Raw genomic sequence first — 11,018 nt, 5'->3', positions numbered from 1 at the left:
CTGAACAAAGCCGGTTGTTTGTATCAAGGGCATCCCAAACAAAACTTTCATGGTCAGACAGGTCTGGATCGCGGCATCGCTGAACTTGCATTGGCGACCACGCCTGCCGGTCGGCGGCGGTGCCCAAGTCATCTCAGGATCAAACCAGATCGCTAACGATCCGCGCTGCCTCAAGCTATCATTATATGACGACCAATTCGGGCCTTGTATCTCGTGGGTGCCCAACTGCTCATGCCTTCCAGCTATCATACTGGATTCACGCAGTGAATCCCTGACGGGATTTGTGCAACAAAGCCGAGGCAGACCACCATCAACGACAATCGTGAACGCGGTACCGGCATCCTGAATAATGAGCTCTACATTGGACGGCGTGTTTGGAATCGGCTGCGCTATTCCAAACATCCTGAGACTGGCAAACGGGTCTCGCGGCTGAACCCACAGGAAGACTGGATCACGTTTGAGGTCCCGGAACTCCGGATTGTCGAACAGTCTGTCTGGGAGTCCGCAAAGGAGCGCCAGACTACCTAAGAAAGCCTACGAACCAAACAAGCGGCAAGCGACCCCAACGGTCTATCCGTGGCTCAAGGAATGCGACGTCGCAAGGATCTGCTCTCCGGCCTGCTGTCTTGCGGGCAATGCGGCGGCAATCTTACCATCGCGGGGAGCGGCAAGGCGCGGCGCCATTACTGCGCCAATGCCAAAGAAAAAGGCGCGGCCATCTGCACCGGAATGCCAGGTTTGAAAGAACAGGATGCGGCCATCTCAATCCTCTCAGGCCTCAAAACCGGGCTGATGCAAGACGAAGCCTATGCCGAGTTCCGGGCGAAGTTTCTGGCGCGTATGAAAGCCGCCGAGAAGGAGCGTGAGGATATGCTACGCATTCACGACCAGAACATCCGCAAGCTGGAGACAAGGCACGTAAACCTGATGAAGGCGGTTGAGGATGGCGATTTTTCCTCCCCGATTGTCGCACAGCTTAACAAAGTAGACGCAGAGTTAAACGAAGCCCGCGCGAAACGCACCGCACTCACACCAGAACCGATCACCTTGCCTACCGATCTGCCTGCCCTTTACCGAGCCTATGTCGAAGACATTGTGGCAACCCTGCAAGACGAAGAGGTATCAGGCCCCGCTAGCGAGGAACTGCACAGCTTGGTTGATACAGTGTCGGTTGATTGGGACGCTGACGAGAAGGTTCACCATCTCGAACTGCGCCGCAAACTGTTGCAGATCATAAACGCAGCAAGGCCCGCCGGAGAGGCGGGCCTTGCTGAAAGCGAAAGTTCGCTAAAGTTGGTTGCGGGAGTAGGATTTGAACCTACGACCTTCAGGTTATGAGCCTGACGAGCTACCGGACTGCTCCATCCCGCAGGGGTGTGCTATCTCTGTTGAGCGCGGGCTGCAAGGCGGTTTTTGCGGATTTTTTCAAAATTGTTACATTAATTTCAAAAAGCCAATTTCATTCGGGCTTCCAACTGAACGGCCAAGGGCTGACGTAGATTATAGGCGTGCATTTTGGGTCCCTCGTACCACCGATGCTGCTTGAAACCTGAACTGCGTCCTATTCCAGTTCGCTGATCTGATAGGCTGAGCGGGCAAGCCATTCTGGCGAGATTTCAACGCCCCAGCCGGGCGCGTCTGTGACACAGGCTTGTCCGTCCTTGATCGCATAGGGGTTTTCGACAAATAGGTCATATTGCCACGGATAGTAATCCGGCCCCTCAATCGAGAACTCCAGATATTTGCCCGCATTCGGGATCGCCCTCAGCAGGTGCATGGTGAACAATGTTACCAGCGACCAATTCGCGCAATGCGGGGTAACGGGTAGACCAGCGGCTGCTGCCATTTTCACCACCCTAAGCGTGCGACTGATCCCGCCCAGATACAGGATATCGGGCTGCACGATATCAACGGCGCGCATATCGATCATCCGTTTCCATGTCGGCAGGTCGCAATCCTGCTCTCCGCCGGTCACGTCGATATCAAGGGCCTCGGTGACTTGCTTGGTTTGCTCCAACTCCCAATAGGGGCAAGGCTCCTCGAAATGTGTGAAACCGTTGCCTTGCAACATATGTCCGACCTCAATCGCGCGGTCGGGGGAATAGCAGCTGTTGGCATCAATAAGCAGATCAACGTCATCACCCAGTTCGCGGCGAATTGTCGGGATGATCTCCTCTGTACGGCCGGGCCATTCGTCCTTGTTGCGGCCGACCTCGGCACCGGCGCGTACTTTGAAGGCGTCAAACCCTTGGGTGTCGCGCAGATGCTTTAGACGTGTGGCTTCGTTCTCGGGGGTGATGTCGCGCCTCATCGAGGACGCATATGCGCGGATCAAACCGGGGGTGCCCCCCAGCAATTCGGCCACAGATTTGCCCTGCTGTTTGCCGCGCAGATCCCAGATCGCTGTGTCCACGCCCGCCATCGCGCGGCGCAGATACGAGCCCGGAAATTTATGTTCACGCTCGGCCACGATATCGAGCAGATCATCCAGATCGGTGGTGTCTTGCCCCAGCAGATGTGGTGCCACCTGCCGGTGCAAAACCTGACAGGTGATGTCGGAATGATAGGTCGACACCTGCCCCCAGCCTTGCGATCCGTCCTGGGCTGTGACGCGCACAAAGCCGACATCGGGGGTGGTGAATGTCTCGATCGATTTCAGCTGCATCTGGTGCCCTTTTTATCGCTATGCGTCGGAGAGAATGATATCGGACGCTTTTTCCCCCACCATGATGGCAGGCGCGTTGGTGTTGCCAGTCGGGATTGTTGGAAAGATCGACGCATCCGCGACACGCAACCCTTGAATGCCATGCACCCTAAGGCGCGGATCCACAACGGATGTGGCGGGGTCACTCCCCATGCGACAGGTCGAACACTGGTGGAAAACGGTCCACGCTTTTTGCTGGTTATACGCCAAGATATCTGCGTCGGTGACCACATCCGGCCCCGGATAAAGCTCGTTTTCGATGACAGATTTCATCGCGGCAGTTCCGGCGATGTCGCGCATCAGTTTGGTGCCTGCCAGCATCATGGCGCAGTCGTATTCCGTATCCAGATAGTTGGGATGCATTTCGGGGGCATCCATGGGATCGGGTGATTTGATCTGCAGGTGTCCGACGCTAGTTGGCTTGCAGGGGTTGAACCCCATCAAGAAGCCCGCAAACGGATCGGGGTTCATCAAAGGCCGGACGCCAACCGGCGCGCGGGTATAGCTGACGGGGGAAAAGTACAGCTGCAAATCCGGCCCGTCCGAGGTTTCCGACAGGCGTACAAAACCGCCCCCTTGATTAAGGCTCAGCGACAGCGGGCCTTTGCGCGAGATCGCATAGCGCGTCGCGGCTTTGACCTTGCCCAGCAGTGGGCCCAGCTCTTGGTTCAGGCTCGGCACGCGGGAGATATAGAGGTTATCGCTGCCCAGATGATCCTGAAGATTGCGGCCAACTTGCGACGCGTGAGACACCACGTCGATCCCGTGGCGCTGTAGGACAGCCGCGGGCCCAATACCAGATAGTTGCAGTAATTGCGGCGAATTGATCGCACCACCGCATAGGATCACCTCGGCCCTTGCCCGCACCTTGTGCGTTTGACCGCCTCGCCTGTATTCAACGCCCGTCGCGCGTGTCCCCTCTGACAGCACCCGCGTGACATGCGCCTTGGTGCGCAGTTCGAGGTTTCCGCGTTTTTTGGCAGGGTTCAGATAGCTGCGCGATGCCGAGGCGCGATAGCCGCCTTTGGTCGTGATCTGATAACAGGCAGCGCCTTCCATCTTGGAGCCGTTATAGTCGCGGTTGGTCGGGATACCCGCCTGCGCGGCACCTTCAAGATAGGTTCGGGTCAACGGGTGTACTTCGTCGGTGACGTCATGCACGGCCAAGGGGCCGCCCACCCCTCGCGCATCACTTGGCGGGCCATCCCAGTCTTCCATGCGGCGAAAGATCGGGGCGATGTCATCCCAACCCCATCCGGGGGCCACCGCATTCCATTCTGCGTAATCGCGGGGGTGGCCGCGCACATAGACCATGGCGTTGATCGAACTTGATCCCCCCAGCACCTTGCCCCGCGGCCAATAGGACCGCTGGTCACCAAGACCAGGCACCGGTTCGGTCGTGTATTTCCAGTTCACCCGCTTATCGTAATACACTTTGCCATAGCCGATGGGCACCTGAACCCAAGGGTTCAAATCTGACCCGCCGGCCTCTAGCAACAGCACGCTGAACCTGCCGCATTGCGTCAGCCGGTTGGCCAAAACGGACCCTGCCGACCCTGCGCCAACGATTACATAATCAAACTCATCCAAGGTACTTCTCCGAAGGCGGGTCGCGGCGTCAGCTGCGATCATGCATTCACCACGATTCTCAATAGGGCTGCAATAGGCACGCCTGATCCGGGGCGTGAATTCAGATTGGCCCGGCTTACGAGTCTAACACCAATAACGGTTTCCGCAGATCGGTTCAGTTCTCAAAACGTGTATTGTGTTTGATCCCCATCATCCTAAGCTAACCTTACTTATTCACGTTGGGCGCGGCCTGAGTGCTGAACTGCCCCCCTAGGAATTTTATAAATGGACAGGACAGTTCAAGAAGACGCAACTTATCTGGCCCACCAAATCGCCACAGGTGCCGCGTCTGCCGATGAATTGCTGGACGATGCGTTAGCGCGGGTTGCGGCGTTTAATCCGCAGCTGAATGCCGTTGTCCTGCTACAAGAAGAAACCGCGCGTAAGGCGATCAAAGCAGGCCTACCAGACGGCCCGCTCAAGGGCGTGCCGTTCTTGATGAAAGACCTAGGGGCCGAGGCGAAAGATTTCCCGTCTCATAGCGGATCCAATTTGCTGAAAGACACGGTCTATTCCTACGACAGCGCGATTTACGACCGCATGCGCAACACGGGCGTCGTAACGTTTGGACGCACCACATCCCCCGAAGGTGGCATTGGCCCGGTCACTGAATCGAGCGTTTACGGTGCCCCGACGCGCAATCCATGGAACCTGTCGCACACATCCGGTGGATCATCCGGCGGGTCAGGTGCCGCGGTGGCGGCGGGCATCGTGCCGATAGCGCACGGGTCTGATGGGGGTGGCTCGGTACGCATCCCTGCCTCAAGCTGCGGATTGTTCGGGTTCAAGGCGACCCGCGCGCGCTTTCCCGACGGCCCCGCCTCGGGCGAGGGGTGGGGGGGCATGGCGATTGACGGGTTTCTATCCCGCTCAGTGCGTGACAATGCGACGATGATGGATGCTTGCGCTGGCCCTGACGCCGGTGCCCCCTATGCGGCCCCCGCGATGGAGATGAGCTATAGCCAAGCCATCACACGCCCGCCGCGCCGCCTGCGCATTGCGCTGTGCGATACGACATTTACCGGCGAGGCCATTGACCCGGCGTGCCAAGAGGCCGTGCACAAGACCGCAAAGATATTGGCAGACCTTGGCCATCATGTGACCCCCGCCTGCCCCAAGGCGGACCACGACGGGATGATGCATGCCTGGACCAAGATCGTCGCCTGCGGCACCGCGCTTTGGATCGAAAACACGCTCAAGTCTAAGGGACGAGATCTGCAGCAGGGTGACATTCAGGGTATTGCGCGCGGGGCATTGAAATATGCAGGCGAAATCTCGGGCGCGGCCTATCTGGCGGCGGTCAACAAAGTCCACGCCTATGGCCGCCAGATGGCGGCGGCATTTGATGGGATTGATATCATCCTCTCCGCGACCTTGGCGCAGCCCCCGGCCCTTGTCGGGCGGTTCATCCATGACCGCGAAGATTATGAAAATTACCGCGTCGGGCCGGGGGGCGTGTTTGAATATTCACCGTTCTGCGCCGCGTTTAATGCCAGCGGCCAACCCGCCGCATCGGTGCCCCTGCATTGGACGGATGATGGCCTGCCCGTCGGCGTTCATCTGGCTGCACCCTTTGGCGATGACGCGACGCTGATCGCCCTTTGCGCAGAACTTGAGCAGGCATCACCTTGGGCACATCAAAAACCCAAGATGCTTGCAGATTATCTTGCTTAGTGACGAGCCGAGGACCACGGTAAAGGCCGAAACAGGGGAAACTTAAGTGAACACAGATATCGCAATTGATGCCCGCAATGTCGGTAAGATTTACGGGTCAGGCGCAGGCGCTGTCACCGCACTTGGCGATGTTTCGATCAGCATTAAGAAAGGTGAGTTCTTTACCTTGCTTGGCCCATCGGGCTGCGGAAAAACCACATTGCTACGGTGCATCGCAGGGTTCGAGACGCCCACCAAAGGCTCTATTCATTTGTCAGGTACAGACATCACCTATGACCCGCCCTATCAGCGCCCGGTCAATACGGTGTTCCAATCCTATGCATTGTTCCCCCATTTGACCGTTGCGCAGAATGTGGGGTTTGGCCTGAAAATGCGCGGTGCCGCAGCGGCAGATGTGGCGCAGGCCGTCGACCGTGTGCTGGCTCTGGTCAAGCTTGAGGATTTCGCCAACCGCCTGCCACAGCAACTGTCCGGTGGGCAGCAACAACGGGTGGCCCTGGCCCGCGCGCTTGCCCCCGAACCGCAGGTGCTGTTGCTGGACGAGCCGCTGTCGGCGCTGGATCTAAAGCTGCGCAAGGAAATGCAAAGCGAATTGAAACGTCTGCAAGCCGAAACCGGGATTACCTTTATCTTTGTGACCCATGACCAAGAAGAAGCGCTGACCATGTCAGACCGGATCGGCGTCATGTCGGCCGGTGCGCTTTTGCAGGTCGGCACGCCGCACGATATTTATGACCGTCCCACCACACGGTTTGTAGCTGATTTTATCGGCGAGACGAATTTTCTGGAGGGCAGCGTTGAGGACCATCAGGTGCGGATTGGCACCGGCGATCTGCTGGCCGTGCCACTGGAGGGTGAAACAGGTCCCGTGACCCTGGCCATCCGCCCCGAACAGGTCAGCGTGACATCGGCCCAAGCCGACATGAGCGGCAAGATCACCGACGCCACCTATATGGGCACCGACACACATTATACGATTGAACTGAAAGACGGCAGCCCGCTGGTGGCACGCATTCAGTCAAAGTCGACAGCCACATTTGATGTCGGTGATACAGTGGGCGTCGCAATCGATGCCCGCGCCGTGCAGGTGTTGAAATCATGAGCCGCCCCGAGACAGGGCGCAAAGCCCCGCGCAGCAAAGGGGTCGATGGCTGGCTTTTGTCGGCACCCGCCCTGATCCTTTTAATCGTCGCGGCAAGCGGCCCCTTGCTGATCGTCGCCATATATTCCGTGCTTGAAAAAGGCGACTATTCCGGTGTTCGCTGGATTTTATCCGGCGAAGGCTGGTTCCGCGTTCTGTTTGAGCGGGATATCTTTGACCAGACAATCAGCCTTGCCGACGCGAACCTGTCGATCTTTTGGCGGTCAATCAAACTGTCCATAGCGACGACGATCATCACCTTTGGCTTTGGCCTACCCACCGCCTGGTTCATCGCCACCCGCCCAGCCAGATCGCGGGCATTCTGGCTGTTTTTGATCACCGTTCCGTTTTGGACAAACCTGCTGATCCGTACCTTTGCGATCATGGAGGTGATCCGGAACCAGGGGATCCTGAACACATTCCTCACCCACTTTGGCCTGATCTCCGAGCCGATCCAGATTTTGTACACCGACACCGCCGTCCTAATCGGGATGACCTATGTCTATCTGCCGTTGATGGTTTTGCCGCTTTATGCCGCCATCGACCGCTTCGATTTCCGACTGATCGAGGCCGGGTATGATCTTTATGCCTCGCGGTGGCAGGTCTTGCGCGGGGTGATCCTTCCCATCATCAAACCGGGCATTGTGGCTGGGTCCATTCTTGTGTTCATTCCCAGCCTTGGCGCCTATGTCACGCCCCGCGTTTTAGGCGGTGGCAAGAATATGATGATTGGCAACTTTATTGAATTGCAATTTGGCCAAGGCCAGAACTGGCCTTTGGGGGCGGCACTGTCCACCTTGTTGCTGCTCGTCGTTCTGGTGTCACTGATTGTCTATACACGGGTCTCGTCCAAGGATAACACCAATGGGTAAAACACGCGCCTTTGACGTCACCACCCTGCCCGGCTTTACCTTTATCGCGATCCTTGCGTTTGTGTTGCTTTACGCGCCGATCGTCACGTTGGTTATCTATTCTTTTAACGGTGGTAATTCGGTGAACCAATGGGGTGGGTTTTCGCTGGAATGGTACGCCGTCGCCGCCCAAAACGAAGCGGTGCAAGACGCCACCGCCCGATCGCTGATCATTGCGGTATGGGCATCGGTCATATCGACTGCTTTGGCCACAATGGCCGCCCTTGGCACGACGCGGCGCGGCAAATTCACCGGACAGACCGTAATATATGTGATCATCAACCAACCCCTGATGGTGCCGGAAATCGTCACGGCTGTTGCCCTGCTGATCTTCTTTTCTTCAGTCAAGGTTGCAACGGGGTACAGCGGGCTGGGCTATCTGATTTTGGCGCATTCGGCGTTCTGCATTCCCTTCGCCTATCTGCCGATAAAAGCCCGGCTTGAAGGGATGGACACCACCATGGAAACTGCCGCGGCCGATCTGTACGCAACGCCTTTACAGACGTTCCGCTATGTCACATTGCCCCTGTTGCTGCCCGGCGTGATTGCGGGGGCCATGCTGGCGTTTATCATCTCGCTTGATAACGTCATCATTACGGAATTCGTGAAATCCGCCGGACAGGATACGCTGCCGACCTATATGCTGGGCCAATTGCGCCGCGCACTGACGCCAGAGGTAAACGCGATATCGACCGCGCTGCTTGCCCTGACCATCCTGATCCTGACGCTATTCGTTTTCGTAACCAAAAAGCGGGGCTAACCCGTCAACAATCAACATTGGAGAGCCACATGAGAATCATATTAGTCGCGACCACAGCTTTAATCAGCAGCACCATCGGTGCCTATGCCGAAGGCGAGCTGAACCTGTTTAACTGGGGCAACTATACCAGCCCCGAAATGATCGAGAAATTCACCGCCGAGACTGGCATTTCTGTCACGATCACCGATTACGACAGCAATACAACTGCGCTCACCAAGGTCGAAGCCGGCGGGTCGGGCTTTGATCTGGTTGTGCCATCCGCCAACTATATTCCGGTCTATGTCCGCAAGGGTCTGATCGCCGAACTGGACCATTCCAAGATACCCAACATCAGCAACATCGCGCCCGAATGGAAAGACGTACCATGGGATCAGGGCCGCACCCATTCCGTGCCATGGCAGTGGGGTTCTGTCGGCATCGCCGTTAACACGACCGTTTATGGCGGCGACGTGAACACCTCAGAATTGTTCATGGACCCACCCGAGGAACTGGTCGGCAAGATCAATGTCGTTCCTGAAATGACCGACGTCATCAACATGGCGATCTTCAATCAGGGCGGCGAGGCCTGCACCGAAGACCTTACCCTGTTGAAAAAGGTCCGTGACAAGATGATGGCCGCAAAGCCCAAGTGGCTGTCGATGGATTACGGCACCACAGACAAACTGTCTTCGGGTGACTACGCGGCATCGGTGAACTGGAACGGGTCAACCATGCGGGCGCGGATCAACAACCCCGACATCGTTTATGGCTACCCCAAGGAAGGCTATCCCCTGTTCATGGATTCGGTGGCCCTGCTGTCCGATGCCAAGAACGTGGACGAGGCGTATCAGTTCATCAACTTCATCCTCGAGCCTGAGAATGCCGCGATGATTTCCAGCTTTGCGCGCTATGCCAATGGTGTTGCCGGGTCGGACGCGTTCATGCCTGAAGACATGAAAACCGCACCCGAGATCGTGGCACCAGCCGAGCTTGCCGCTGCGGGTCAGTTCATTCCCACCTGCCCGCAATCAGCGACGGATCTTTATACCGCGATCTGGACTGAATTGCTGAAGTAAAACCCATATGGCGGGGCCGCGCATGGCCCCGCCAATTCATTGGATGATGACTGTTTTCGGTCGCAGCGGGTTAAACCTCGACCAGATGGTTATCCCACCGCAGCGCATCTGACTGCGCAAAGGCCGGGCCATCACGGCCCAAGCCGCCGATGTCACCCCTGCCCGATGTAATCGCGAAACCGCGGTCTTGGGGCGCGACGCCGCAGACGTCTTGCAGCTCGAACACTTGATCAAGCGTCAGATCGTTTGCATCATATTGATGCACGACGCCGCCGCGCGGCGATGTCACCGCGATCATTTTGCCATTTCTCGAATAGGCGATACTGCCGATATATCCGCCCAGTTCGCGGGCGTGATCATCATCCGCCCCGATCAGCTGAATGGGCTGGCTCTGCCGGTGCTGCCCGATCAAGGCCGACATCTGACCGTCGCCCTGCCACTGCATGCCAAACGCCACCTGCCCCCTTGGCCCAATCGCCAAATGACGGATCGAATTCTTGTGCATTTCAGGCGGCAATTGCGCAACCTCAATGATCTGTCCTTGGTCGAGATAGGTCAGGTTCGGCTGCATCGTCGCAATGTTCAGCTTCACCCGCCCTGAATCGGGATGTGTGTCGATCCCACCGTTTGCAACGACCAGAACATCCGACCCCGGAAGCCGCTTGATATCATGCGGCCCGACACCGCCGCTGTGAAACTCACCGACGCGGGTATAGCCTTTGCTGACATCCCAAACGCCAATGCGCCCCTGACCATGCTCGTAATCATTCTCGGTTGTGAACAACCAATCGCCATCTTGAGAGAACGCGCCATGGCCGTAAAAATGCCGCCCCTGAGGCGCATCTAGCTGTGCTTTGACGGCCCCCGAAACGCAATCGATCACCACGGCAAACCTGCCCGGACGCCGCGCGAATGCAACGGCTTGGGGGCGTGTGGGATGAGCCGCAGCAGCATGGCCGCGCGCAGGCAGTGGAATTTCAAACGTGATATTCAGCGCCCTGCCGATCCCGCACAGGGCAAATGACCCGTCGGGCTTTGCCGCAGCGGCCAGATAGGCCGGGCCGCCCGCATCAGCCCATGTCGGTTTCGGGATCAGACCCGCGGCCAACATGCCGCCCAGAAAACGCCGTCGGTTGGCCTGCAT

10 protein-coding genes, 1 tRNA gene and 1 pseudogene are annotated in these 11,018 nt (G+C 57.6%); 7 read left to right on the top strand and 5 right to left on the bottom strand.

Annotated features, from left to right (window positions below):
• Window positions 1-233: pseudogene (locus tag BM347_RS13890) on the bottom strand (transposase); the annotation flags it as partial.
• A 34-nt stretch (window positions 234-267) separates the two neighbouring features.
• On the opposite strand from BM347_RS13890, the gene BM347_RS17805 reads away from it, so the two are divergent.
• Together BM347_RS17805 and BM347_RS17800 are read left to right on the top strand one after the other, a co-directional pair.
• Entirely contained in the window at window positions 268-528 is a 261-nt protein-coding gene (locus BM347_RS17805; RefSeq protein ID WP_342742192.1) for a recombinase family protein, read from the top strand.
• A 60-nt stretch (window positions 529-588) separates the two neighbouring features.
• Window positions 589-1,338: a recombinase zinc ribbon domain-containing protein gene (locus tag BM347_RS17800; protein ID WP_342742191.1), complete on the top strand. Its 750-nt coding sequence runs from the start codon at window positions 589-591 to the stop codon at window positions 1,336-1,338.
• On the opposite strand, the gene BM347_RS13880 is transcribed toward BM347_RS17800, so the two are convergent.
• The 3 genes from BM347_RS13880 to BM347_RS13870 all read right to left on the bottom strand — a co-directional run bounded on the left by BM347_RS13880 (window position 1,295) and on the right by BM347_RS13870 (window position 4,294).
• Window positions 1,295-1,371, bottom strand: a tRNA-Met gene (locus BM347_RS13880). The genes BM347_RS17800 and BM347_RS13880 overlap by 44 nt on opposite strands.
• A 190-nt stretch (window positions 1,372-1,561) precedes the next feature.
• On the bottom strand, window positions 1,562-2,665 hold the full coding sequence (locus tag BM347_RS13875) for a mandelate racemase/muconate lactonizing enzyme family protein (RefSeq protein ID WP_093917035.1): 1,104 nt from the start codon (window positions 2,663-2,665) through the stop codon (window positions 1,562-1,564).
• Between the two features lie 18 nt (window positions 2,666-2,683).
• A complete protein-coding gene (locus BM347_RS13870; protein ID WP_093917105.1) occupies window positions 2,684-4,294 on the bottom strand; it encodes a GMC family oxidoreductase in 1,611 nt (536 codons plus the stop codon).
• A gap of 264 nt (window positions 4,295-4,558) precedes the next feature.
• On the opposite strand from BM347_RS13870, the gene BM347_RS13865 reads away from it, so the two are divergent.
• Genes BM347_RS13865 through BM347_RS13845 form a run of 5 tightly spaced genes read left to right on the top strand, consistent with a single transcriptional unit; the run spans window position 4,559 to window position 9,874 of the window.
• The gene (locus BM347_RS13865) at window positions 4,559-6,007 is read left to right on the top strand and encodes an amidase (RefSeq protein ID WP_093917034.1); all 1,449 of its coding nucleotides are present in this window, start codon (window positions 4,559-4,561) and stop codon (window positions 6,005-6,007) included.
• A 46-nt stretch (window positions 6,008-6,053) separates the two neighbouring features.
• On the top strand, window positions 6,054-7,109 hold the full coding sequence (locus BM347_RS13860; protein WP_093917033.1) for an ABC transporter ATP-binding protein: 1,056 nt from the start codon (window positions 6,054-6,056) through the stop codon (window positions 7,107-7,109).
• Window positions 7,106-8,020 carry an ABC transporter permease gene (locus BM347_RS13855; RefSeq protein WP_093917032.1) on the top strand — a complete coding sequence of 305 codons (915 nt, stop codon included), beginning with the start codon at window positions 7,106-7,108 and terminating at the stop codon, window positions 8,018-8,020. The genes BM347_RS13860 and BM347_RS13855 overlap by 4 nt, the downstream gene beginning before the upstream one ends.
• Window positions 8,013-8,819, top strand: coding sequence for an ABC transporter permease (locus tag BM347_RS13850; RefSeq protein ID WP_093917031.1), 807 nt, complete (start codon window positions 8,013-8,015; stop codon window positions 8,817-8,819). The genes BM347_RS13855 and BM347_RS13850 overlap by 8 nt, the downstream gene beginning before the upstream one ends.
• A 29-nt stretch (window positions 8,820-8,848) precedes the next feature.
• Window positions 8,849-9,874 (top strand): extracellular solute-binding protein, encoded by a 1,026-nt coding sequence (locus BM347_RS13845; RefSeq protein WP_093917030.1) that lies wholly within the window; start codon window positions 8,849-8,851, stop codon window positions 9,872-9,874.
• 70 nt (window positions 9,875-9,944) lie between these two features.
• On the opposite strand, the gene BM347_RS13840 is transcribed toward BM347_RS13845, so the two are convergent.
• Window positions 9,945-11,018 (bottom strand): DUF1513 domain-containing protein, encoded by a 1,074-nt coding sequence (locus BM347_RS13840; RefSeq protein ID WP_093917029.1) that lies wholly within the window; start codon window positions 11,016-11,018, stop codon window positions 9,945-9,947.

The sequence above is a fragment of the Sulfitobacter marinus genome (genome assembly GCF_900116285.1).
Classification (GTDB): Bacteria; Pseudomonadota; Alphaproteobacteria; order Rhodobacterales; family Rhodobacteraceae; genus Sulfitobacter; species Sulfitobacter marinus.
This window is presented reverse-complemented; position numbering and strand designations above follow the sequence as displayed.

What these genes read in the sequence shown, in the direction of transcription:
- BM347_RS17800 (WP_342742191.1), top strand. Translation starts at nt 589, where the DNA reads ATGCGACGTCGCAAGGATCTGCTCTCCGGCCTGCTGTCTTGCGGGCAA.
- BM347_RS13875 (WP_093917035.1), bottom strand. Translation starts at nt 2,665, where the DNA reads ATGCAGCTGAAATCGATCGAGACATTCACCACCCCCGATGTCGGCTTT.
- BM347_RS13865 (WP_093917034.1), top strand. Translation starts at nt 4,559, where the DNA reads ATGGACAGGACAGTTCAAGAAGACGCAACTTATCTGGCCCACCAAATC.
- BM347_RS13855 (WP_093917032.1), top strand. Translation starts at nt 7,106, where the DNA reads ATGAGCCGCCCCGAGACAGGGCGCAAAGCCCCGCGCAGCAAAGGGGTC.
- BM347_RS13850 (WP_093917031.1), top strand. Translation starts at nt 8,013, where the DNA reads ATGGGTAAAACACGCGCCTTTGACGTCACCACCCTGCCCGGCTTTACC.
- BM347_RS13845 (WP_093917030.1), top strand. Translation starts at nt 8,849, where the DNA reads ATGAGAATCATATTAGTCGCGACCACAGCTTTAATCAGCAGCACCATC.
- BM347_RS13840 (WP_093917029.1), bottom strand. Translation starts at nt 11,018, where the DNA reads ATGCAGGCCAACCGACGGCGTTTTCTGGGCGGCATGTTGGCCGCGGGT.